Raw genomic sequence first — 23,278 nt, forward strand, 5'->3', positions numbered from 1 at the left:
GGGAACGCCCCCATGCCGTCCGCCGAATCCCCCGCCCCGCAGGGCGACTGTCCCGCCGGTGCCGGCCGCCGCTCCTTCGTCAGAACGGCCCTCGGCGCGGGAGCCGCCGGCGCGGTCCTGGCCGCGGGGGCCTGGCCCTAGCCGAGAGCGGCGGTGGCACCGCCGAGGCCGCCACGCAAACGGAGAACGCCGCCAAGGTCCCCTTCCACGGCGCCCACCAGGCCGGCATCATCACGCCCGCACCCGCGTCCGCCACCTTCGTCTCCTTCAACGTCATCGCCGACGACCGCGACGCGCTGGCCGAGCTCCTGAAGACGATCACCACGCGGGCCCGCTTTCTCACATCCGGCGGCACGCCCACCGACCTCGGCGTCGGCGCCCCGCCCTCCGACAACGGCATCCTCGGCCCGACCGTCCCCGCCGACGGCCTCACCATCACGGTCGGCGTCGGCGCCTCCCTCTTCGACGACCGCTACGGCCTCGCCAAGGCGAAACCCCGCCGTCTGGCGCAGATGCGGACCTTCCCCAACGACAACCTCAATCCCGCCGAGTGCCACGGCGACCTCTCCCTGCAGATCTGCGCCCACCGCCAGGACACCGTCCTGCACGCTCTGCGCGACATCGCCAAGCACACCCGGGGCGCCATGCAGATCAAGTGGCGCGTCGACGGCTTCCAGAGCGCGCCACGCCCCACCGGCGCCCAGCGCAACCTGCTCGGCTTCAAGGACGGCATCGCCAACCCGGACGTCACCTCGGCCCGCGAGGCCAACCGTCTGATCTGGGTCGGGGACGGAGACGGCGAGCCGGCCTGGGCCAAGGGCGGCAGCTACCAGGTCATCCGGATCATCCGGATGCTGGTGGAGTTCTGGGACCGCGTCTCGCTCAGCGAGCAGGAGCTGATGTTCGGCCGCCGCAAGGACACCGGCGCCCCGCTGGACGGCGCCCAGGAAACCGACACCCCGAACTACGCCAAGGACCCGCACGGCAACGCTATCCCGCTGGACGCCCACATCCGCCTCGCCAACCCACGCACCGCCTGGACCGACAACTCCCGCATCCTGCGCCGCGGTTACAACTACGACCGCGGCATCGACGACATCGGCAACCTCGACATGGGCCTGGCATTCTGCTGCTACCAGCAGGACGTCAAGCGGCAGTTCGAGGCCACCCAGACCCGCCTCATCGACGAACCCCTCGTCGACTCCATCTCCCCCACCGGGGGTGGCTATTTCTACGCCCTGCCGGGAGCACGCGACGGCAAGGACTGGCTGGGCCGCGGACTGCTCGCGACCTGAACCCACGTAACCGACAGGGCCAAGTGCCGCCTCGCTAGGGGCGGTGCTCCTGAAGTTCCGAGTGGTCGTGGTCCCTGCGGCAGAGGTCGGGCCCGTGCAGGCGGTCTCCCGCCGACGGTGGGCTCACAGCAGCGGCGTGCGCCGCACACTCCGCGCTGTCCACCATCCGATCGCTGTCGGACGCGGCATTGGCGAGGCTCACACAACACACGGCAAGCAACAGGCCGCCCGCAACAAGGGGCAGACTCCGGCGTGCGGGCGGCGGGGCCAGCAGGGCCCGCACCCGCTGCGGAACCTCCCCGCCGGTCGCAGCCAGTGCCGCAGGCGGGGAGGCACCAGCGGATGCGAGGGCGGCGCGCCCGACGGCGTGCGCGACGATCCTACGGTTGCCGACGCGCTGCGCGGCCTCCTCGTCTGCCCAGCGTTCCAGGACGAAGCCGCCCGCAACGGCCAGTGGCCGCAGCAGCGGATTCAGGGCCGCGGTGAGCCTCCACAGGCTCTGAAAGAGGTGGTGACGGCCACGCAGGTGAGCCCGCTCGTGTGCGAGCAGGGCCTCGCGCTCGCGGTCGCTGAGACAGCGCAGCATTCCCCGGGAGACCACGATCCGGCCCGTCGGCCCGGGCAGCGCGAAGGCCAGCGGGGCGTCGTCGTCCACCACGACCAGCTCCGTCTCCGCCGGCAGCCGGGCGCACTCCCGCCGCGCCCGGACCACCTGTCGGGTCTGCCGTACGGCGGCCACGCCCAGCGAGACGACGCCCGTGGCCAGCACCAGTGCGCTGCCGCCCGCGACGACGAGGTAGACCGGGTCCTCGGCCCGCAGCGCGGCCACCGACCAGCGGCCCTCCTCCGCGATCTCCGGAATCTGTGCCACACCGGTGAAGGCGAGCAGGGCGAGCGCCCCCGCCCAGCCGATCGCTGTCACGAGCGCGGCGCATGCCAGGGCCCAGGCGGCGCGGCGCGGGGGCAGCACCTGCGCCAGTCGGGGCGCGATCACGGCGAGCACGGCCGTGACCGCGAAGGGGACGTACACGCTGATCAGCACAGCCTTATGCCGTCCCTCCGGAGCGATGGTCCTCGGCGTGAGCATCGTGCCCGGACAGGAGCTGGTGCAACACGTACTCGTCCTGCTTGGACAGTTCGGATACGAAGCGGGCCAGGACTGCTTGCCGGTCGGAGCCGCCTTCCAGCAGCGACCGCATGCGCTGGGCGGTGTGCGACGCCTCGTCCCGCACCGGCTCGTACGCATTGCCACGGCCCTCGCGGTGCCGGACGAGCATCTCCTTGTCGTACAGCCGGGACAGGATGGTCAGCACGGTCGTGTAGGCCAGGTCACCCGGCAAGGCCTCCCGGACCTGGCGGGCCGTCAGGGCCCCGTCGGCAGCCCAGAGCACGGCAAGGACATCGCTCTCCAGTTCACCGCGGGCCCGCCGGCCCGACACCTCGGAAATACCCTCATCCCCTCGCTCCTCCACCGGAATCCTCCCTTCGCCATCCGTCCGCACAGACTACTCGGCATCCTCCTACTAGTTGTAGGAGGTATGCTCCGGGCTTCGAACCTTGAACTAATACAACTCGTAGAGTTCCGCTGCTCCCGTTCTGTGCGGAGGAAGACCCATGCCCCACGCCGCAATCACGGCGCCCGGACCCGCGCTCGCAGGCACTGTTCCCCGGCAACGCTCCGCGACGCCCGCCACGGGGCGGGTCTCGATCGTGTCCGCGAGTGTCGGAGCCGGTCACGACGGTGCCGCCGCCGAGCTCGCACGCCGCCTCATCGCGCAGGGCTACGACGTGGACCGCTTCGACCTGCTGGATCTGCTGCCCGCCCACCTCGGCCGGACCGTCCAGGAGGGCTACCACCGGATGCTGGTGCGGGCCCCGTGGGCCTACCAGCGGATCTACACCAGCACCGAACGTGCCGGGGGCGGCGGGCCGGTGGCACGGGCACTGCTGCGCACGGCGCAGGACCGGGTGCTGCGCGCTCTGCCCCCGGGCACCGGTGCCGTCGTCTCCACCTACCCCGGGGCCAGCCGGGTCCTGGGGAACCTGCGCCTGGACGGTCGGCTGGCCATGCCGGTCCTCACCTATCTGACCGACTTCTCGGTGCATCCCCTGTGGGTCGCACCGGGCGTGGACGTCCACCTCGCCACCCATGGCGTGCCCGCCGCCCAGGCGCGGGCCGTCGGGGCCCGCGACGTCCGCGTATGCGGACCGGTCACCGACCCGCGTTTTGGGCCCTGCGACGCAGAGCGGCGCGAGCGGGCGCGGGCCGTCTTCGGGTTGCCGCGCAACGCACCGCTGGCCCTGCTTGTCGCCGGGTCCTGGGGAGTGGGCCCGGTTCGCAGGGTGGCACTGGAACTACGCGACTGCGGCGCCGCCGTCCCGGTGGTCGTCTGCGGCCGCAACGAGGCCCTCGCCGAGCAGCTGCGCGCGGACGGTATCGACCACGCCTTCGGCTGGGTCGCCGACATGCCCACCTTGATGCACGCCGCCGACGTTCTCGTGCAGAACGCCGGCGGGCTCACCTCGCTGGAGGCTTTCGCCTCGGGCCTGCCCGTCGCCAGTTACCGGTGCATACCCGGGCACGGGCTGACCAACGCTGCTGCCCTGGACGAAGCCGGCGCGGCCGTGTGGATACGCGACCCGGCCGATCTCAAGTCGGTGCTGTGCGACCTGATCGACGGCTCGCTCGGACTCCAGCAACGGGCAGCGGGTCTCGCCCTGTTCGCCCCGACCCCGGATGGTGGTCCGGCAGCCGAGATTGCACGCGTGCACCAGGCAGGAGTCCCCGGCCGGACTCCGCGTCCCGCCGCGCGGCAGCGACGCCGTCCGACGCGCCGGCTCGCCGCCACCGCCGCCCTCGCGTCCGCCGTGTGGGCAGGCGCCGTCGCCACGGGAGTCTCGATGACGTACGGCGCTCCGGACCTCATCCACGCCATCGGCCACCGTCTCGACCCGGACGGCTTCCCACCAGATCACACCACCTCTCGCTCGAGAGACCGCCACTCGTGACCGCCGCCCGGATCCTGCGCACGGCCGCCCTCGCCGCCCTGCCCGTCCTCACCGCAGCCCACTCGGCGCCCGTCATCTCCACTTTCGGGCCGCTGCGCAACCGCCTCATGCCCCGTCTCTCGGGCCGCGGCCGCCCGGACCACATAGCCCTGACCTTCGACGACGGCCCCGACTCCCGCTCCACCCCGCACTTCCTGCGCCTGCTCGCCGAGCGCCAGGTGCACGCCACGTTCTTCCTGCTCGGTCGCGAGGCACACCGCTCCCCCGGCCTCGTCCGCGAGATTGCCGCGGCCGGCCACGAGATCGGCATCCACGGCTGGCAACACCGCCCCCTGCTGCTGCGCGGCCCACGCGCCACTCACGACGACTTCAGCCGGGCCCGCGACACCGTCGCCGCGATCACCGGGCGCCGGCCGACGCTGTTCCGGCCCCCGTACGGCGTCATGTCGACCGCGGCCCACCTGGCAGCCCGCCGCCTCGACCTCACCCCGGTGCTGTGGACCTGCTGGGGAGAGGACTGGACAGCACGCGCCACCCCGCAGTCAGTCCACCGCACCGTCACCGCCGACCTGGACGGCGGCGGCACGATCCTGCTCCACGACTCCGACTGCACCTCCGCCCCCGGCGCCTGGCGCTCGGCACTGGGGGCACTCCCTCAGATCCTCGACACCTGCGAGGAACGGGGTTACCGCGTCGGCCCGTTGCGCGATCACGCACGGCCCTAGCGAGCCGCCCCGTTCCGGGTGGTCCGGGTGGTCCACAGCAGCATCAGAGCGGCGGCCTGGACGGCGGTGACGGTGGCGATCAGGGCGGGGACCGAGACGTCGTACAGGACCCCGATGTCCTCCTCCGTCCTCTCTCGTCGTCGGAGGTGTCGCAGCCCTATCGCTGTACGTCCCGACGGGAGACGGCCAGGTAGCCCACGAAGCAGACGATGGCCGCCGTCCAGGCGAGGGTGACCGGTCCGAGTCCGAGACCCAGCCCGCCCCGGGCGTGTCCGAGCGCCATCCAGTCGGCGAGTGAGGCACCGAGGGGGCGGGTGATGACGTAGGCGGCCCAGAAGGCGGTCACGGCGTTCAGGGCGGCGAAGCGGTGGGCGAACGCGGGCACGCAGATCGCGACGGCGAAGAGGACGACCGACCCGAAGTAGCCGAAGCCGACGGTGGCGGTGAGGTCGCCGGCGGCGGTGCCGAGGGCGAAGGTGGCGAGGACGGCCGCCCAGTAGAAGGTCTCACGGCGGCGGGTGCGGATGCCGTGGATGGAGAGGGTGCGCTCGACGGCGTACCACAGGGCGAAGACGGCGGTCAGTACGGCGAGAAAGAGCGGCGTGGAGAGCAGGTAGGGCACGCCGAGTCCGACGTGCAGGACGTCGGCGGCCATCGTGCCGAAGACGCTGACCATGACGACGGCCGTCCAGTACACCCAGGCGATGTACCGGCGGACGGCGAACTGCACGGCCAGGGACGCCGCCAGGGCGAGACCGCCGAGCGCCACCGCCGGCACCGGGCCGAGCAGCCGGGCCAAAAAGTCCGAGGCGGTCTCGCCCATCCCGGTGGTGAGCACCTTGATGATCCAGAAGTAGGCGGTCACTTCCGGAACCTTGTTCGCCAGGGTGCGAAGGGGCGTGAGGGGGCGGTCGTCGAGGAGGTGCTCGGTGGTCATGGACCGCACGATGGCACGGTGAACTCCCGTTGCCACAGATGCGTTTGCCATTGTTTTGGACGTTCTGGTGCATGACTTTCAACATCGTGCGCCGAACCTGACCGCAACCTGAACGCCGCGACGAATTCCCTGGTCAGGGCTGGTGAGTTGGTGATAGTCGGGCGCGTTCCTCATGAAGGAACCGCCCGGATGTGGGCGCTGGTGATCGTCATCGGGGTGCCGGTGACGGCGATGAGGTAGGTCCCGGGACCGTGGCCGCCGGGAAGGGCGCGGAAGCCGCTTGCGGGTTCCACCCGGTAGTCGGCGGAGGCGTGCGGGGCCAGGACAGCGGGGCCGGAGGCGATGGTCCACCAGTTGGAGGCGCCCTGGCCGGTACGGCTGGCGAAGTGCGGGGTGAGCGCCGTACCGGTGGTGTTGACGGCCCGCACGTCGATGGCGGTGATACCCACGCGCGCGTGGTGCTTGGCGAAGTGCGGCGAGAGGCTCATGCGCAGGGGCGGCGGGCTCGCCGCGGCGATCGCGACGCACACCAGGGCGGGGGCGAGCAGTGCGGCGGCCAGCACGCCCTTCGTACGGTCGCCGGTGACGTGGGGAAGGCGCGGCTGCCAGGCGGTGGCGAACGCGGTGGCCGGGACGGTGGCGGCGGCCGCGAGCCACAGCGGGGTCATCATCAGGAAGTAGCCGTCCTGGGAACGGGTGGCGAGGTAGAACGCGATCCACGGCAGGACGGTGAGGGCGGGGCCGAGCCGCCGAACGAACAGCAGGGTGGCGGTGAGCAGGCCGAGCAGGAGCAGTTGGCTGCCGTAGGAGTAGTAGTCGAGGCGGCTGCTGCCGTCGGTGAAGTAGTAGGAGATGCCCATCAGGCCCTGGCCGTGCAGGATCGCCTTCTGGTCGAGCGGCAGCAGCACGCCTTGCAGCCAGGCGGAGAAGCCCTCGACGGCGAAGAACGCGTTGGCCGCGGCCCAGGTGAGAGCGGCGGTGGCGGCATAGCGGGCGGTCACCGTCAGAGCCCGCCGCGGGCCGAGTTCCCCGCGCCTGACGGCGTACAGGCCGATCAGCAGGAATGGAGCAAGGAACCAGGCGAGTTGCTGGGCCGCGCAGGCGGCGCCCAGGCAGGCCGCCCGCAGCACTCCCCCGGAGCCGAGTCGGCCGCCTTCACCCGTGGCGGGCCAGCGGACGACAACAGGGACGAGCAGGGCGAGAGCCGTGATCGCCGGGTAGCCGGCGTAGGCGTAGTGCGGCAGGAAACCGAAGCCGAGACAGACCGCGGTGGCCGCTGACCTCCAGGGTGCCGGCAGCAGGAACCACAGCAGGACCGAGGAGGCAAGGAGCGCGGCCGTGGTGACCAGGGTGGCGGCCGCCGTCGAGTGGACGACGGCGTGCACCGGGGCCGCGAGCAGCGCGGTCAGCGGAGGGTAGCCGTAGGTGTAGTCGGCACCACCGGACATGGTCTTGGTGATCCCGACGCGCGAAGTGTCGAACAGCCCGGGCCACGGCTGACCGTAGACCGGATGGCCGTGCAGGATCTCGTTCGCCGCCTGGGCGGTCAGCACTCCCTCGTCGGTGCCCGCGTGATCGAGCAGGTAACCGCAGATCACCAGTACGACAGCCGTCATCAGTACGACGGCGTCGACCCTGATCAGCGCGCGACGGCTCCGCACGAGGATGCTGAGAACGGCGCAGACGAGGATCGAGGCGTAGCAGACGGAGATGACGCCGGCGACGGCCGGACGTGAGGCCATCGCGGTGGTCCAGGCGGCCCGTGTCCCGATGAACAGGCTGATCGTGGCCACGAGGGTCATCCCGCGGTGCAAATGCTGGGGCCCGGCGTCCGGAACACCGGGCGTCCGGACCGGGGTCGGGGGCGGCGCCGTCGGGTTCGTGACCACACGCCGCCAAGTTCCCGTGCCGGCCACGGTGCGGTAGATGTCAGCCATGACGCCCGTCCCCTCTGCCTCGTCTCTGCCTCGTCTTCCGTTTCAGTGACCGTGTACATCCGGTCACTCACAGAACATCTACTACATCTTGTAGAGTTGAGCTCGGCGAGTGCGGTTCCCCGGAGGCCGGGAACGTCCGTCCAGCCGAATCCGGGACACAGGATTCGCCACTGCCACTACTTGGGGCGGAGGCGGGAACCGTCACCCCCTGCTCGATCGTCTACAGTTCACCGCGCGTCTACAAGACTGTAGTCAGTAAGCGGTTTGCGTGAATTTGTCTGCCGGAAAGGGCTCCTCGCCATGACCACACCGATCCATCCGGCATCACAGCTGGCAGTGAACGTGCTGGACGCGCATTCGCTGCTGGCGGCCTTCGGCGTGCTGGGCGTCGGGGTGGTGATGTTCGCCGAGACGGGACTGCTGATCGGGTTCTTCCTGCCGGGCGACTCACTGTTGTTCACGGCCGGACTGCTGTGCACGGGCTCGGCCGAGGGGGGCGTGCACTTGTCCCTGGGACCGTTGCTGGTGGCGGCGGCGGCAGGTGCGCTGGCCGGGGCGCAGTGCGGATATCTGCTCGGCCGGAAGGCGGGGGGCGCGTTGCTGGCCCGTAGCCGCTCGCGGCGTCTGCACGAGGGTGCGAAACGCGCCGAGGAGCTGCTGGAGCGGTACGGACATGGGAAGGCGATCATGCTGGCTCGTTTCGTGCCGGTGGTGCGGACCGTGCTTAATCCGGTGGCGGGCGCGCTGGAGGTGCCGGTGCGGACGTTCACGTTGTGGCAGGTGGTCGGCGGGCTCGTGTGGACCCTCGGCCTCACTCTCGCGGGGTACGCGCTGGGCTCGTCGATCCCGAACGTCGACCGTTACCTGCTCCCGTTGGTGGCGTTGATCATTTTCCTGTCGCTGATCCCCCTTGCTGCCGAGGTGTATCGGGCTCGGCGGGACGCCCGGCCCGAGGGGGGACACAGGTGATCATGGCTTTTGACGGGTCTTCGGTAGACGGCTCCGCCTACCTCGACGTGGTGCGTCTGGCCCGGGATGCGCCGGGCTGGCTGGACGGCGCGGCTTCGTTCTGGTCGACGTACGGGCTCGCGGTGTTCGCCCTGCTCGCGATAGTGGGCTGGTGGTTCGCTCGACGGGTTGGGGATGCGGCCGCAGTGAGGGCGCTGGCCGTTCCGGTGGTCGTGATCGTGGCGTATGGCGTGGATGCCCTGGTGAAGCTGGCGGTGCGCGAGGACCGGCCGTGCCAGAGCCTTCGGGTGAAGACCCTGGAGACGTGTCCGGCGCCCGGCGACTGGTCCTTCCCCAGCAACCACGCGGCGATCGCGGCCGCCGCCGCTGTGGCACTGCTGTTCGTCTCGCGTCGGCTGGGGGCGGTCGCGGCCGTGGCGGCACTGGCGATGGCGGTCTCCCGGGTGTGGGTCGGCGCGCATTATCCGCACGACGTCGTGGCCGGCGTGCTGGTCGGTGGACTCGTCGCGCTGCTGTCGATGCTGACGCTGAGGCGGTGGTCGCGATCGGTGGGCCGGTGGATCGGCTCCGGCCGTCTGCGCCCGCTGCTGACCGCCTCATGAACCGGCGCGACGCAGCGGACCTGGCGGGCACCATAGGTCTGGGCGCCTACGTGGCATTCGGCCTCCTCACCATGGTGCTGATCGGCCAGGATGGCGCTCCGCTGTGGGCGGACGACGGCTTCCTGGTCTGGTCGCTCGGCCATCGCCCGGACGTGGCCGTGGCTCTGGCCCGAGGGGTGACGTACACCGGCAGTGGTGCCATCCCCTACGTCCTCGCCGTGGTGGCCGGCGTGACGGCGGGGCGAACCGTGCGGCACCGCATCTGGGCCGCCGCACTGGCCCTTGCCTGTCTGGGCGCCGGGCAGGCGGTGCGCTACGGGGTGATGGCCGCCGTCCACCGGCCGCGCCCGGCGCATGCCGACTGGGCTGCGCAGGCGAGCGGTTGGGCGTTCCCCTCGGGGCACACCACCACGGCGGCCCTCACCGCGGGCCTGCTGATCGTCGCGGTCTCGCTGCGCGCCCCGCGCGGCGCCACCTCGCTCCGGGTCGTCATCGGGTGCTGGAGCGTGCTGGTGGGACTGTCCCGCTTCTATCTCGGCGTGCACTGGTTCACCGACGTCATCGGTGGCTGGCTGTTCGCCACCGGGTGGCTCGGCGTGTGCCTGTGCGCGATGGCCCGATGGCTGCCCGCATCGTTCGTCTCGGCCATCACCCCCACGGCCGAAGATCCGACGGAGGACCATGCACCACAAGATCCTGGTCGTCGAGGACGATCACGCCCTGCGTGACGTGCTGCGCCGCGGCCTGTCGGACGAGGACTTCGCGCCCGTGCTCGCCGCCGACGGTGCGACCGCGCTGCGGCTGGCCACCGACGACATCGCCGCGGTCGTCCTGGACGTCGGCCTGCCCGACGCGGACGGCCGGGACGTCTGCCAGGCGCTGCGCGCCAACGGCTTCGCCGCCCCGATCATCTTCCTGACAGCCCGCCACCACCTCACCGACCGCCTGTCCGGGTTCTCGGCCGGAGCCGACGACTACCTGCCCAAGCCGTTCCACCTCGCCGAACTCGTCGCCCGGCTGCGGGCTGCACTCAAACGCGCCGGGCCACCGGCCGTGGTCACCGCCGGGGATCTCGTCCTGGACGCTACCCGGCACAGTGCGCAAGTCGGCAAAATCCATGTCGACCTGTCCCCCACGGAGTTCCGGCTGCTGGCCACGCTCGTGGCCGCGGGAGGCACGCTGGTGCCCCGCCGCGAGCTGGTCAGGGCCGCCTGGCCGGACGGCGCACAGGTCAGCGACAACACCCTCGACCAGTACCTGAGCCGGCTGCGCCGCAAACTGCGCGAAGTGGGCAGCGACCTGAGCCTTACGACGGCGCGCGGCATCGGACACCGACTGTCGTGAACCGTCGTCTCCTGCGCCGCCTGGCTCCCCGCACCCTGCGCGGCCGGCTCTCCCTCGTCGCACTCACCACCGCCGCGCTCCTGATGACCGTCCTGACCGTGGCGTTCAACACCGTGATGGACCGGCACCTGCAACACCAGGCGGACGACGAACTACGCGCCCGTGCGGCCGCCGTCGCCACCACCATCGACACCAGCGGCCCCCGGGTGCGGGTCCTGGAGACCGTCAACGACAGCCTCCTCGACGCGAACGTGTGGATCTACGCCGGACCACGGCCGCTGGAGAAGCCGCCGTCCACCACCGCCGACAGCACGCTGACCCTGGCCGCCGACCGGCTCGCCACGCAGGGGAAACGGGTCTGCACCACCGTGCACTCCGACAGTCCCCGCTTCGTCCGCCTGTGCTCCCGGCCCGTAACCGGCCACCGCAGCACCGCCACCGTGGTGACGGCCCTGGACCTCGCCCCGTACCGCAACTCGGCGGACACCCTGCTGCTGGGTTCGCTGATCCTGGACGCTGTCATGCTCGCATGCACCTACGCACTCACGCGCCTGGCCGTCGGACGGGCGCTGCGCCCCGTACGCACCATGACCGACCAGGCCACCCAGTGGAGCGCGATCGGCTCCGACCAACGTTTCGGCGCCGCGCACCATCCGGCCGAACTCGCCCGCCTGGGCTCCTCATTGGACGCACTGCTGGACCGCATCCGCACCGTGCTGCGCCACGAGCAGCAGCTGACCGGCGAGCTGTCCCACGAACTGCGCACCCCACTCACCCAGATCATCATCGAGCTCGACTGGTGGCGTGCCCGCCCCCGCTCGGCCGACGAAACCCACGCCACCCACGAGGTGATAGCGGAGGCCGCCCAGTCCATGCGCACCATCTGCGACACGCTGTTGAACGACGCCCGCGACAGCACGCAGAACACCACCACGGCCGTCGGCGCCACCGCCGTCGCTCCCGTCCTGCGTCAGCTGGTCGAGCACCTCGACACACGGGAGCAGGTGAGGACCGTCGTCGACGTACGGGGCTCGCACCTTGAGGCGGGCGTCGCGCCCGCTCTCCTCGAACGCATCGTCAGCCCGCTGCTGGCCAACGCACTGCGCTACGCCCGCTCCACGGTGACCGTGTCGGCCAGGCAGCTGCCGGGCGGCGTCCGCATCGACGTCATCGACGACGGTCCGGGCGTACCCGAGGAATTCCTCGACGATCTCTTCCAGCCCGGCCGCCGAGCCGACCCGGGCGACAGGCACGACGGCGCGGGCCTGGGGCTGCCGCTCGCACGGCGCCTGGCCCGCACCGTCGGCGGCGAGGTCTCCCACGACCCCGGGTACACCTCCGGAGCGCGCTTCCTGGTCGACCTGCCGACGGGCTGACCGGACTCAGTCAGCCCGCTGGGCGACTGCCTCCCGCTCCGATGTGACCGGGGCGACGGTCCGGCGCTCCTGGAGCTGCGCGTAGGCCATCAGGCCGACCAGAACGGCCAGCAGCACGGCCGAGGAACCCGCGGTGCCGAGGTCCAGACCGCCCTTGGCGACCGGCTTGGTCAGGAAGTCACCCGCCGTGGCACCCAAGGGGCGGGTGAGGACGAAGGCGATCCAGAACAGCAGCACGTTCGGCACCACCGGCACCTTCATCAGGGCGACGAGGACAGCGAGCGCGCCCGTGACGAGCAGCGCGCCGCCGGCGTAACCGAGGCCGGAGCTGTCGGAGAGGAAGTCACCCATGGAGGTGCCGAGGGTGTTGGAGACGAGGATCGCCGACCAGAACAGGGCCTCGCCGCGGAAGGTGACGATGTCGCGGATCTGGAAGGTCATCCCGGTCGCCTTCCAGACGGCGAAGATGACCAGCAGGATCGAGATGAGGATCGCGGCGCCGGTCGGATAGCCCATACCAAGGCCCTGCGGACCCCAGCCCAGCGAAGTGGCGCCGCCCGAGAGGTACTTGGCGCTCGCGTCACGGTTCATGAAGTCGGACATCGTGGTGCCGGCCATGCTGGTCGACAGGATGACGGTCCAGTAGAAGAACGGGTTGTAGTGGCTGGACCTGAGCTGGACGACCAAGGTCACCACGAAGATGAGGAACAGGGCGATGGTGGTGAGGAAGTAGCCGAGCTTGAGGGTCTGCGCGAAGAGGTCGCCGGCTGTCTCGCCGACGGTGGTGGCGGCGATCTTCATGATCCAGAACGCCGGCGTCACTTCTGGGAGTTTTTTCATCACCGACTTGGTCGTGCTCGCGACGTCCAAGGGGGTGAGGAGTTCCGGTTGCTCCAAGGTGGGGGGCTCCTGTTCGGGAGTACGGCAGGGCGCCCGCCCCGCGATGGGGGACGAGCGCCCTGTGACAAGAGGCGACCGTGAGGGCAGTCGCCGGAGTCGACCTTGACAGCGTCAGCCTGAACGCATCCTGAACGCCCGCAACTTGCCTGCTCAGGCCGCGTGCCGGGCGGTTTGCTGCGGCTGCTCCACGTCCTTGCGGGTCACCGACAGATACACGACCAGGCCAAGGATGACCGTGAGGAACAGGGCGCTGGTGACGACGGTGCCCAGGCCCAGGCCGCCGTCTCCGCTGGGCTGGGAGAGGTAGTCGCCGATGGACGCGCCGAGCGGACGGGTGAGGACGTAGGCGATCCAGAAGCTCCACACCGCGTCCAGGCCGAGCTTGAAGTGGGCGAGGGCGACCGCGGCGATGGCCAGGCCGAACAGGACCGCGGAGAGCCAGTAACCGAGGGCCATGCGCTCGGACACCAGGTCACCGGCCGCGGTGCCGAGGGCGAAGGTGAACAGGACGGCGAGCCAGTAGTAGGACTCGCGGCTGGTGGTGTCGATGTGGTGGATGGACAGGGTCCGCTCGCGCCGGTACCAGACCACGAAGACGATCGCGAGGATGACCGCGAAGACAGTGGTGCTGGTCTCCAGCGGCACGCCCATGTTGTCGGTGAGGTTGTCGCTGATCAACGTGCCCACGACGCTGATCAGGGCGACCGCGAGCCAGTACACGCCCGCGCGATAGGCGGTGGTGCGGAACTGCACGACCAGGACGACCGCCAGCAGGGCGCTCATCAGGACCGACACACCGGTCAGGCCGAGACCGGCCTTCTCGTTGAGCAGGTCTGCCGCGGTCTCGCCGACCGTCGTGCACAGCACCTTGATGATCCAGAAGTAGGCGGTGACTTCGGGCACCTTGTTCCAGCCGAGTCGGCGACCGGAGGGCGCCACCTGGGTGTCGCCCTCCGAGGAAGCGGGGCTCTGTGAGGTCTCGTATGTCATGAGGCCCGACCGTGCCACGGGAAACCTGAACGCATCCTGACTGCCGTGCGGCACCGGCTGCCCCATCCGCCTCGCCCGAGCACTATGAGTGGCATGACGACTCATGATCACGGCTCCTGCATAGCGGCGTTCCGCCCCGTCCCGTCCGCCGCCATGGAAGAAGGCCGCCTTGAGCCGTCCGACTGCATCCCCACCGCCCTCTGACCGGGTGACGGCCTGGCTGCGCCGTCGGCTCGGCCGGGCCGTCGTGCTGTCCTACGTCGCCGCTCTTCTCCTGCCCAGCCCCGGTCTGTGGCTGCGCCGCGACCACACCGTGCCGCTGGGCACCGTCACCGGCCTGACCCTGAGCACCGCCCCGCTTCTGTTGTCCCTGGTGCTCTTCTCCGCCGGACTTCAGGTACCCGTCCGCGAACTGGGCCGCCTGCTCCACAAGCCGACCGCCCTGCTGGCCGGGCTGGTCCTGCACCTGGTGATCCCGCTCCTGGTCATCCCCGTCGTCGCGTTCGGACTGCACCGCACCCCCGACAGCGACGGTGGCAGCGGGCTGACCACCGCGATGATCCTGATCGTGGCGATGCCCGTCGCCGCCGGAGCCACCGTCTGGACCGGCAAGGGCGACGGCGACCAACCCACCATGGTGGGACTCGTCCTCGCCTCCACACTCCTCAGCCCGCTCACCATCCCGCTGGTCATCACCACCTTGGGGCCGCTCCTCGACGGCGGCTACGCGGACACACTGGCAACGACCGGCCATACAGCCCACGGCGGCTTCGCTCTCGTCACCGTGGTCCTCCCCTGTGCAGTCGGTATCCTGTTCCGACTCGCGCTGCCGACGGCGTGGCTCAGCCGGACCCTGCGCGTGATCGTGCCCGTCGCCCTGCTCGGATCGCTCGTCCTGACCTACGTCAACGCCAGTGGCGCCCTGGGCTCCTTCCTCGCGCATCCGCGCCCGCTGCTGTTCGGTGCGGCACTGGTCGTGGCGGCGCTCGTCTGCCTGCTGTCCTTCGTGCTGGGCAGAACCGCCGCTCGGCTCCTACGCCTGGACGCCCCCGCCTCCTCGTCGCTGACGCTCGCCTGCGGGATGAACAACAGCAGCGCGAGCGCGGTCCTGATCACCACCGCACTGCCCGACAAACCGCATCTGCTGCTGCCGGTCCTCGCCTACGGGCTGCTGCAGAAGACGGCGGCGAGCCGGGTCGTCGCCGCGGCCTCGCGTGCGTGAACGGTCAGACGGTGGCGGCCTCAGGGCGGAACAGGCGGTGCCGAGCGACCAGTTCGACCGTCACGGCGACGGCAATGGACTGTACGGCCATGAGCGCGATCAGTACGAAGAGTTGAACGGCTCCGGCCATCACCGGACTCGCCCCGCTCAGGAGCATGCCCACGAACGCCCCTGGGAGCGTGACCAGTCCGACGGTTCGTGTCTGGTCCAGGCCGGGCAGGAGCGCGTCGGACGCCGCGGGTCGCGCGATCTCCATCCGTGCGTCCCGGTCCAGGAACCCCAGAGCCATCGCAGCCTCGACCTCACCGCGGCGCTGCTCCAACTCGTCCAGTGCCCGGCGTCCGGCGAGCACCGTCACCGTCAGGGTCTGTCGGAGAGGCGCCCGGCTCAATGGACGATCCGGTAGCGGTGTTCGGGACGGCCGGTGGCGCCGTAGCGAAGTTCGAGCCGGACCATGCCCTCACGTACGAGGTAGGAGAGGTACCGCTGGGCCGTGGCGCGGGAGACGCCGGTGAGTTCGGCGGCCTGGGCCGCGGACAGGGCGTCGTGGGTGGTGCGGAGGACCTGGTGCAGGAGGGCGAGGGTCGGGGCGGAGTGCCCCTTGGCCGGAATCCGGGGGACGGCTGGTGGCCGGGCAGCGCTGAAGAGGGCGTCCACGTCGGCCTGGTCGGTTCGGGGAGCCTGGCCGAGGGCGTCCACGCGGTGCTGGAGTTCGCGGTAGGCGGTGAGCCGCTCGGCCAGGTCGGCGGAGCCGAACGGCTTGACCACGTAGCCCACGGCGCCGAGCTTCATGGCGGTCCGCACCGAGGTGATGTCCCGGTCGGCGGTGATCATGATCGCGTCGGGGCGGGCGCCTCCCGCGTCTCCGCTGAGCTGCCGCAGCACGTCGAGTCCGCTGCCGTCCGGCAGGAAGACATCGAGCAGCAGCAGATCGGGGTGGAGGGTGCGCACCGCGTCCAGCGTCTCGGCCACGGTCGCCACCTGGCCGACGACCCCGAAGCCCTCGACGCGGGACGCGTAGTCGCAGTGGATGTGGCTGACGCGGAAGTCGTCTTCCACCACCAGAGTCCGGATCATCCGCGGTCACCTCTTGTCGGCGAGGCCGTCGTGAACTGTGCCTCTCGTGGTAGGGGGGTGGCGTCCGGCAGCGGCAGCGGCAGCGGCAGCGGCAGCGGCAGCCTGACGGTGAAGACAGCGCCCGGCCCCTCGCTGACCGTGATCGTCCCGCCGTGCCGCTGGGTCAGCCGGTGGACGAGGGCCAGCCCCAGGCCGCGCCGGGCGGTGCCACGGTCGGGTCGGGTCGACCAGCCGTCCTCGAAGATCGACTCGGCGGCGTCCGGCGGAATTCCGGGGCCGCTGTCCGCGACCCGCACCATCACCAGGTCGACGGCCTCGACCAGAGAAAGCTCCACCTCGCGGCCACCCGCCGGAGGCGGTCCGCCGGCCGCCGCGTCGATCGCGTTGTCCAGCAGGTTGCCGACGATGGTCAGCAGCCGGCGCAGATGCGGAGGGTCCTCGCCGAGCGCGGAGTCGTCACTGAGCACCATCCGTACCCCGCGTTCCGCGGCCACCGTGGTCTTGGCGACGATCAGCCCCACGAGCAGCGCGTTGCCGATCCGTTCGCGTACGGACTCGGTCAGCGCCTGGTCGGCACCGGCCGAGTCGACGGCGTACTCGTAGGCGGCATCGTGGTCGCCGATGTCCAGCAGCCCGGCCACGGTGTGCATGCGGTTGGTGAACTCGTGCTGTTGGGCGCGCAGGGCGTTGGTCAGCCCGCGCACCGAGTCCAGTTCGCGCAGCAGCCCGATCAGCTCGGTGCGGTCGCGGACGGTGACCACCGCGCCCAGTTCACGGCCGTGCAGGGTCACCGGCATGCGGTTGACCACCAGGCAGTGGTCGTCGGTCAGCACGTTGAGGTCGGTGCCGGTCAGGGCGCCGTCCAGGGCGCGACGCAGCCGCCCGTCGGGCAGCACTTCCTCGAGCGTGCTGCCGAGCGCGGTGCCGAGGCCGAGCAGGTGGCGGGCCTCATCGTTGACCACGGTGATCCGGCCGTCGGGGTCGAAGGCGATCACGCCCTCCCGGATGCCGTGGAGCATGGCCTCGCGGTCCTGGAGCAGTCCGGCGATCTCCTCCAGCTCCAGTCCGAAGGTCGACCGCTTCAGCCGCCTGGCCAACCAGAACGCCGCCGCCGAGCCGAGCGCGACGGCGATCGCGGCATACAGGCCGAAGGTGGGCAGCTCCCGCCACAGCTCGCCGAGCACATCGCGTTCCGGGATGCCGGCCGACACCTCGCCGACCAGCTTGCCCGTGGGCCCGTACAGCGGAGCTTTACCGTTGGCGGACCGCCCGGTCGCGCCCTGGTCGGAGCCCACGTGGGGGCGGCCGTCCAGCACCGGGATCGGATCGCCCACGGGCTCGCCGATCAGCGCCGGGTCGGGGTGCGAGTGGCGGATTCCGTGCAGGTCGATCACCACCACGTACGACGCTCCCGACGCCTTCCGGATCCGTTCGGCGACGGTCTGCACGATGCCGTCGCCGCCCCCGTGCGCCATGGCCTGCTGGATCTGCGGGTCGGCGGCTGTGGTCTGCGCGATGTCCAGTGCCCGCCCCTCGTACGCCCGGTCGATCTCGGCCCGCTGGGCGAACGCGAACAGTACGAAGCCGATGGCTCCGGTGAGGGCCAGAATGGCCAGTTGGTTGGCCAGGATCCGCGCGGAGAGCCTCCCGTTCCCGCCGCGGCCGATCCGGATACGGATGGGCATCACAGGTGCCTTCGCCCTTGTCGTGCTGCCGGGCCGGCCCCTTCGCCGTACCCGTGGTGGCGTGATTGTGTCCCACCGTGGCCACTCTGCCCACCCCCCGGCCGGCTGAGCAGAACGCGCAGAACCCCTGTTAACACGTCTAACGCGGGATACGTCTGAAACAGCGACGTAACTCTCGGCGGCCTTTAGCGTCTGCCTTCCTCGACCTCCGAGGTCAGGAAGGAGACAGCCTCAGATGGCTTCGCGAAACGATGTTGCGACGAGCCCCGCCGCCGAGAAGATCGGCCGGGACAGCGCGCGAGTCGAGATTTCAGGACTCACCAAACGGTTTCTGACTCCCGCGGGTGAGGTGTTCACGGCACTGCAGGACGTTTCGTTCACCGTGGAGCCGGGCCAGTTCTGTGCGGTGGTCGGCCCGACCGGCTGCGGCAAGTCGACGACGCTGAGCATGGTGTCCGGGCTCGACCGGCCCAGCGAGGGCTCGGTCAAGGTCGGCGGCCGTGAGGTGGACGGCGTCACCGACGGCGTCAGCTTCATGTTCCAGACCGACGCGCTGCTGCCGTGGAAGACGGTCCTCGGCAACGTCCTGATGGGCCCGGTCTTCCGCAAGGTGCCCAAGCAGCAGGCCCAGGCATCGGCACGCGACTGGCTGCGCCGGGTGGGCCTGACGGGGTTCGAGGACCGCTACCCGCACCAGCTCTCCGGCGGCATGCGCAAGCGCGTGGCGATGGCCGCGGCGCTGATCAACGAACCCAAGATCCTGATCATGGACGAGCCGTTCGGCGCCCTGGACGTACAGACCAAGGCGATCATGTCGACCGAACTGCTCGGCCTGTGGGAGCAGATCCGCCCGTCGGTCATCTTCATCACCCACGACCTCGACGAGGCCGTGGCGCTCGCCGACCGGGTCGTCGTCATGACGTCCAGCCCCGGCTCGGTCAAGGCGGTCTTCGACATCGACCTGCCGCGCCCGCGCGGCTCTGTCCAGGAGATCCGCTTCCAGCCCCGCTTCATCGAACTTCAGCACCAGATCTGGGACTCGCTGCGCGAGGAGGTGGAGCGCGCCTACGCGCGCACCGCAGGAGGTACGGCATGAGTACGACATCCACCGTTTCCACCGCCCCGGTCGAGGACGGCTCACCGGTCTCGGCCGCGGCCGCCGCCAAGAGCGCCGTCCGGCGGCGCATCGCGTTGGTGTGGGCGGGTCGCGTCGGTCTCGCGGTCTTCGTCCTCGGTGGCTGGCAGGCCTTCACCGCCTGGGGGATCGTCGACAAGTTCTTCTTCGGGCAGCCGTCCGGCATCGCCCAACGGCTGGTCGACCTCATCCGGCACGGCACCGAGTTCGGGTCCTTCTACGCCAACATCTGGACCACTCTCCAGGAGGCGCTCGCCGGCTTCGCGCTCGGGTCCGTCACCGGAGTGATCTTCGGTGTGGCACTCGGCCAGAGCCGCTATCTGTCCGACGTGCTCGGCCCCTACATCAAGATGGTCAACGCGATCCCGCGCATCGTCCTCGGCTCGATCTTCATCGTCGCGTTCGGCATCGGCGTGCTGCCGAAGATCCTGCTCGCCGCCGTGCTGGTGTTCTTCATCGTCTTCTTCAACGCCTTCCAGGGCGTCCGCGAGGTCGACCCCAACATCCTCGCCAACACCAAGGTGCTGGGCGCCTCGCAGATGCAGATCACCCGGCATGTCATCGTGCCCTCCGCACTCACCTGGATCATCGCCAGCCTGCACAGCGCCTTCGGCTTCGCCATCGTCGGCGCCCTGGTCGGCGAGGTGCTCGGCGCGCAGAGCGGCCTCGGCCTTGTCATCAAAACCGCGCAGAACAACTTCGACCCCAACGGCGTGTTCGCCACGATGCTCGTCATCTCGGTCATCGTGCTCGGCGCCGAGTGGCTGATCGGCAAGCTCGAGCACCGGCTGCTGTCCTGGCGCCCGCTGGCCCCGTCCGAGGCCGCCAACACCATCTGACGCCCCCGCCCTTCCCCTCTTCACTCAACACCCTCAGCAAAGGAATGTGATCAGCCATGTCCAGACGACACGTCGCCGTCGCCGCGTCCGTCCTCACCGTTCTCGCCCTCGGCGCCACCAGCGCCTGTTCCGGCAACTCGTCCGCCTCGACCGGCGGTTCGGGTGGCACGCCGACCGTCAAGCTCATGGCCGGCGGCCTCGACAAGCAGATCTACCTGCCGTACCAGCTGGCCCAGCAGCTCGGCTACTACAAGAAGTACGGCGTCAACGTCCAGCTGAGCACCGAGCAGGACGGCGGTGTCGGCGCCGAGGAAGCCATGGCCTCGGGCCAGGTGGACATGGCGGGCGCCTGGTACAACCACACGATCGAGTTCCAGGCGAAGGGCAAGGCGGTCGAGGACGTCGTCCAGCTCTCCGGCGCGCCGGGCGAGCGCGAGATGTGCACCAAGAAGTCGGGCGTCCACTCGGCCGCCGACTTCAAGGGAAGGACCCTCGGCGTCACCGACCTGGGCTCGGGCACCGACACCCTCACCCAGTTCCTGGCCGCCAAGAAGGGCATAAAGACCAGCGACTACCACCGGATCGGGGTCGGCGCGGGCTCCACCGCAATCGCCGCGCTGCAGAACGGCAAGGTCGCCTGCGTCATGACGACGCAGCCGACGGTGGCCGCGATCCAGAAGAAGGGCGTCGGTACCTCCGCGGTCGACCTGGCCACCACGAACGGCGCCACGGCGGCGATGGGCGGCGCCTATCCCGCCGCCAGCGTGCTCGCCCGCACCGACTGGGTGAACTCGCACAAGGACACGGTGCAGAAGGTCGTCGACGCGCTCGTCGCCACCATGCACTGGATCAACACCCACAGCGCGGCCGACATCGCGAACAAGCTGCCGGCGTCGTACGTGTCGAACCAGTTGGTGACCAAGGCCGACTACATCTCGGCCCTGACCGAGGACAAGGGTCAGTTCCTCCCGGACGGCCTCATGCCGGCCGGCGGTCCGAAGACCTCTTTGGCGACGGAGAAGCTGGTCGGCAACGTGAAGTCGTCGGTGGACCTCAGCAAGACGTTCACCAATGACTTCGCCATCCAGGCCAACAAGACCGAGGGCTTCAAGACCACCACGACCCCGGCAGGACCGAACGGCTGAGCCTTCACCACCCACGCGGCCGCCCAGGTGCAGTCGACTGGGCGGCTCCAGGCCGTGAGAACGGGCAGCCCAAGAGGGCGGCGGCAGACAGGCCGACGAGCCAGTCCTTGCGACGTATGGGCGAGACCGACCGAACCCGGGTTCAAGGGGGGTTGTACGGGCTCACCGATTGCGCCTGTCATCACCTGGTGTGGCAGTTGGTCGCTGACTGCGGCCCGTGCGCCCCGCCCGCGTCAGGCCGGGGCGCACCGGACTGGTCAGCGGACCGGCAGCACCGTGGTGTGTTCCTCGCGCACGGCCTGCAGGGAGCGGGGGTTGAGACCGAGCAGGCTCAGGATCGTCGGTGCGATCTGCTTGGTCTGCACGCTCGCGGAGTCGCGCACGCCGTCAGGAACCGAGGCGCCGGACACCACCAACGGGACGTTGAGGTCGTCGGAGTGGGCGCCGCCGTGCTCGGCGATCTTCTTTGTGCCGCCGGTGTAGACGACGCCGTACTGCGCCAGGCCGAAGACGTCCGGGACACGGGCGTCGCCGGCTTCGACGTGGAAGTAGCGGGCCGCGGCCTTTCCGGCGTACACCTTGCTGAGCCCGCTGCGCGTGTAGGCCTTGGGCCCGGCATAGATGTCGGTACCGGTGCCGCTCCGCGCGAGCAGGTACATCTTGGCGAACTCGGTGGCGGCCTGCGAGCGGTCGGTCAGCCACAGCAGCATCGCGTCGTCGTCCACGGAGTGCGCGACCAGGTCGCCGGCGGTGGGATGGAGCTTCTTCCAGGCGGCGTTGAGGCCGTCCAGCAGCGGGCCGTCGTCGATCCGGGTGAGCGCGGTGGGGTCGGTGGGCGACTGGCCGTGCTTGGCGGACAGGATGATCGTGGTGCTGTCGGCCAGGTGTCGCTTGGCGATCTCAGAAGTCAGGGCACCGATCTGCGCGTTGACGAAGTCCAGGTTCTTCGTCAGTAGCGGTCCGGGCACGTTCTTGGCGGTGTAGCCGCCCTGGAGGCCGTCGGAGGCGGGCAGCTTCTGCGCGGTGGAGACCGACTGGAAGTTGAGGCCGAAGATCGCCGGGGTGCCGACCTTGTGGGCGCGGCTGTGATCGTAGCCGTCGATCTCGTTGAGGACGGCCTTCACCTTGTAGCGGTCGTACTGCTCGGTGGCCTGGTTGTCCTTGGTCCAGTCGTTGCCGGCCGGGTAACCGAGGGCGTCGCTGTTGATCTCGGGCGTGAACAGGTCCTGGACGCCGGTGCCCGAGGGCCCGTTGAGGATTTCGTACGCCGCATGCTTGTCCGACCAGGCGGTGCGCAGACCCGCACTGCGAGCCACCTCGAAGACGGTGTTCACCTTGAGGTAGGAGTGCGGATAGACCGGCTTGCAGGTCTTGGGGTCGACGGGCAGCTTGGCGGCGTTGATCAGGCTAGCCGGGTTGCCGGTCATCGACAGGATGCTGTCCGGCAGGCCGGTGAGCCCCTGACCGGCGTCGATGGATGCCTGGTTCTTGTCCAGGTCTTCGGTGAGATCCACCTCGACACCGGGCTTGACGGCCTTGCAGCTGGTGGTCCCGGCGGGCAGGAGCGCCGCGTTGTAGGTGTCGTCGTAGTAGACGCCGGTGGTGCCGGGGCCGCCACCGGTCGCCTGGGCGACCATGCCGGGGAAGGAGTCGGACGGCGTGGTGGTCTTGGCGTGGGTGTACTCCACGCCGCCGCCGACCAGCCGGGCCAGCGCGGAGTTCGGGTGCCGGGAGACGTACCAGGCCAGGTCCGACTGGTGCAGTCCGTCGACCGAGATCAGCAGGACGTGCCTGGCGGGGGCCCGGTGGTGGGAGGCGGCGAACGCTGAGGGTTGGGCGCCGGTCACGCCGGTCAGGACTCCGGTGGCTGCACTAACGGCTACGAGTCTGACGTAACGTCTGGACATCTGGGCATCTCCCGGGTGTTTGGGGCGAGTTGCGAGGGCCGGGCCCATCAGAGTCGCGCCTTGCGTACCTGAAACGGCGCATGTGTGAACGCACACGGAAGGAGTGGTCGTGTCTTCATCAAGCAGGTCTGTTTTTGGCCAAGAAGGAGGGAGTCCACAGACCCGGCGAGCAGCCCGGTCCATT

The 23,278-nt window shown here is 70.2% G+C and carries 20 protein-coding genes and 2 pseudogenes; 12 read left to right on the top strand and 10 right to left on the bottom strand.

Features of this window, described 5'->3' with window-relative positions; translation table 11 throughout:
* Positions 1-12: 12 nt before the first annotated feature.
* A pseudogene (efeB, locus tag OG870_RS01775) lies at positions 13-1,295 on the top strand (iron uptake transporter deferrochelatase/peroxidase subunit).
* Positions 1,296-1,329: 34 nt separating this feature from the next.
* Here the strand turns inward: efeB and OG870_RS01780 are convergent.
* Positions 1,330-2,337: a M56 family metallopeptidase gene (locus tag OG870_RS01780; protein ID WP_266592920.1), complete on the bottom strand. Its 1,008-nt coding sequence runs from the start codon at positions 2,335-2,337 to the stop codon at positions 1,330-1,332.
* Positions 2,338-2,341: 4 nt separating this feature from the next.
* A complete protein-coding gene (locus tag OG870_RS01785; protein WP_266531893.1) occupies positions 2,342-2,767 on the bottom strand; it encodes a BlaI/MecI/CopY family transcriptional regulator in 426 nt (141 codons plus the stop codon).
* A 142-nt stretch (positions 2,768-2,909) separates the two neighbouring features.
* Between OG870_RS01785 and OG870_RS01790 the strand changes: the two genes are divergently transcribed.
* Together OG870_RS01790 and OG870_RS01795 are read left to right on the top strand one after the other, a co-directional pair.
* Positions 2,910-4,304 carry a glycosyltransferase gene (locus OG870_RS01790; protein WP_266927553.1) on the top strand — a complete coding sequence of 465 codons (1,395 nt, stop codon included), beginning with the start codon at positions 2,910-2,912 and terminating at the stop codon, positions 4,302-4,304.
* Positions 4,301-5,029, top strand: a complete 729-nt coding sequence (locus OG870_RS01795) for a polysaccharide deacetylase family protein (RefSeq protein ID WP_266592916.1) — start codon at positions 4,301-4,303, stop codon at positions 5,027-5,029. The genes OG870_RS01790 and OG870_RS01795 overlap by 4 nt, the downstream gene beginning before the upstream one ends.
* A 157-nt stretch (positions 5,030-5,186) precedes the next feature.
* On the opposite strand, the gene OG870_RS01800 is transcribed toward OG870_RS01795, so the two are convergent.
* Together OG870_RS01800 and OG870_RS01805 are read right to left on the bottom strand one after the other, a co-directional pair.
* On the bottom strand, positions 5,187-5,966 hold the full coding sequence (locus OG870_RS01800) for a COG4705 family protein (RefSeq protein ID WP_266927551.1): 780 nt from the start codon (positions 5,964-5,966) through the stop codon (positions 5,187-5,189).
* A 170-nt stretch (positions 5,967-6,136) separates the two neighbouring features.
* A complete protein-coding gene (locus tag OG870_RS01805) occupies positions 6,137-7,903 on the bottom strand; it encodes a hypothetical protein (RefSeq protein WP_323180302.1) in 1,767 nt (588 codons plus the stop codon).
* 300 nt (positions 7,904-8,203) lie between these two features.
* Between OG870_RS01805 and OG870_RS01810 the strand changes: the two genes are divergently transcribed.
* Genes OG870_RS01810 through OG870_RS01830 form a run of 5 tightly spaced genes read left to right on the top strand, consistent with a single transcriptional unit; the run spans position 8,204 to position 12,194 of the window.
* On the top strand, positions 8,204-8,872 hold the full coding sequence (locus OG870_RS01810) for a DedA family protein (protein WP_266927549.1): 669 nt from the start codon (positions 8,204-8,206) through the stop codon (positions 8,870-8,872).
* On the top strand, positions 8,869-9,474 hold the full coding sequence (locus OG870_RS01815; protein ID WP_266845172.1) for a phosphatase PAP2 family protein: 606 nt from the start codon (positions 8,869-8,871) through the stop codon (positions 9,472-9,474). Before OG870_RS01810 ends, OG870_RS01815 begins: the two co-directional genes overlap by 4 nt.
* The gene (locus OG870_RS01820; RefSeq protein WP_266531880.1) at positions 9,471-10,202 is read left to right on the top strand and encodes a phosphatase PAP2 family protein; all 732 of its coding nucleotides are present in this window, start codon (positions 9,471-9,473) and stop codon (positions 10,200-10,202) included. Before OG870_RS01815 ends, OG870_RS01820 begins: the two co-directional genes overlap by 4 nt.
* Entirely contained in the window at positions 10,156-10,818 is a 663-nt protein-coding gene (locus OG870_RS01825; RefSeq protein ID WP_266927547.1) for a response regulator transcription factor, read from the top strand. The genes OG870_RS01820 and OG870_RS01825 overlap by 47 nt, the downstream gene beginning before the upstream one ends.
* Positions 10,815-12,194: a sensor histidine kinase gene (locus OG870_RS01830; RefSeq protein WP_266927545.1), complete on the top strand. Its 1,380-nt coding sequence runs from the start codon at positions 10,815-10,817 to the stop codon at positions 12,192-12,194. The genes OG870_RS01825 and OG870_RS01830 overlap by 4 nt, the downstream gene beginning before the upstream one ends.
* 6 nt (positions 12,195-12,200) lie before the next feature.
* Here the strand turns inward: OG870_RS01830 and OG870_RS01835 are convergent, their stop codons facing one another.
* Together OG870_RS01835 and OG870_RS01840 are read right to left on the bottom strand one after the other, a co-directional pair.
* Complete coding sequence (locus OG870_RS01835) at positions 12,201-13,091, bottom strand: COG4705 family protein (RefSeq protein WP_266845178.1); 891 nt, start codon at positions 13,089-13,091, stop codon at positions 12,201-12,203.
* A 153-nt stretch (positions 13,092-13,244) separates the two neighbouring features.
* Positions 13,245-14,084, bottom strand: a complete 840-nt coding sequence (locus OG870_RS01840; protein WP_266927543.1) for a COG4705 family protein — start codon at positions 14,082-14,084, stop codon at positions 13,245-13,247.
* A gap of 169 nt (positions 14,085-14,253) precedes the next feature.
* Between OG870_RS01840 and OG870_RS01845 the strand changes: the two genes are divergently transcribed.
* Positions 14,254-15,306 carry a sodium-dependent transporter gene (locus tag OG870_RS01845; RefSeq protein WP_266531871.1) on the top strand — a complete coding sequence of 351 codons (1,053 nt, stop codon included), beginning with the start codon at positions 14,254-14,256 and terminating at the stop codon, positions 15,304-15,306.
* Between the two features lie 4 nt (positions 15,307-15,310).
* Here the strand turns inward: OG870_RS01845 and OG870_RS01850 are convergent.
* The 3 genes and pseudogenes from OG870_RS01850 to OG870_RS01860 all read right to left on the bottom strand — a co-directional run.
* A pseudogene (locus OG870_RS01850) lies at positions 15,311-15,673 on the bottom strand (ABC transporter permease); the annotation flags it as partial.
* 20 nt (positions 15,674-15,693) lie between these two features.
* Complete coding sequence (locus tag OG870_RS01855) at positions 15,694-16,383, bottom strand: response regulator (RefSeq protein ID WP_266531869.1); 690 nt, start codon at positions 16,381-16,383, stop codon at positions 15,694-15,696.
* Positions 16,380-18,068 (bottom strand): ATP-binding protein, encoded by a 1,689-nt coding sequence (locus OG870_RS01860; RefSeq protein WP_266845183.1) that lies wholly within the window; start codon positions 18,066-18,068, stop codon positions 16,380-16,382. Before OG870_RS01860 ends, OG870_RS01855 begins: the two co-directional genes overlap by 4 nt.
* A gap of 235 nt (positions 18,069-18,303) precedes the next feature.
* On the opposite strand from OG870_RS01860, the gene OG870_RS01865 reads away from it, so the two are divergent.
* The 3 genes from OG870_RS01865 to OG870_RS01875 are packed head-to-tail and all read left to right on the top strand — an operon-like array spanning position 18,304 to position 21,187.
* Positions 18,304-19,164, top strand: a complete 861-nt coding sequence (locus OG870_RS01865; protein WP_266531865.1) for an ABC transporter ATP-binding protein — start codon at positions 18,304-18,306, stop codon at positions 19,162-19,164.
* Positions 19,161-20,042 carry an ABC transporter permease gene (locus OG870_RS01870; RefSeq protein ID WP_266845185.1) on the top strand — a complete coding sequence of 294 codons (882 nt, stop codon included), beginning with the start codon at positions 19,161-19,163 and terminating at the stop codon, positions 20,040-20,042. The genes OG870_RS01865 and OG870_RS01870 overlap by 4 nt, the downstream gene beginning before the upstream one ends.
* 56 nt (positions 20,043-20,098) lie before the next feature.
* Entirely contained in the window at positions 20,099-21,187 is a 1,089-nt protein-coding gene (locus tag OG870_RS01875) for an ABC transporter substrate-binding protein (protein WP_266592892.1), read from the top strand.
* A 257-nt stretch (positions 21,188-21,444) separates the two neighbouring features.
* On the opposite strand, the gene OG870_RS01880 is transcribed toward OG870_RS01875, so the two are convergent.
* Positions 21,445-23,034, bottom strand: coding sequence for an alkaline phosphatase family protein (locus OG870_RS01880; RefSeq protein ID WP_266592890.1), 1,590 nt, complete (start codon positions 23,032-23,034; stop codon positions 21,445-21,447).
* Positions 23,035-23,278: the final 244 nt, after the last annotated feature.

It is taken from the genome of Streptomyces sp. NBC_00461, from assembly GCF_036013935.1.
Lineage (GTDB): Bacteria > Actinomycetota > Actinomycetes > Streptomycetales > Streptomycetaceae > Streptomyces.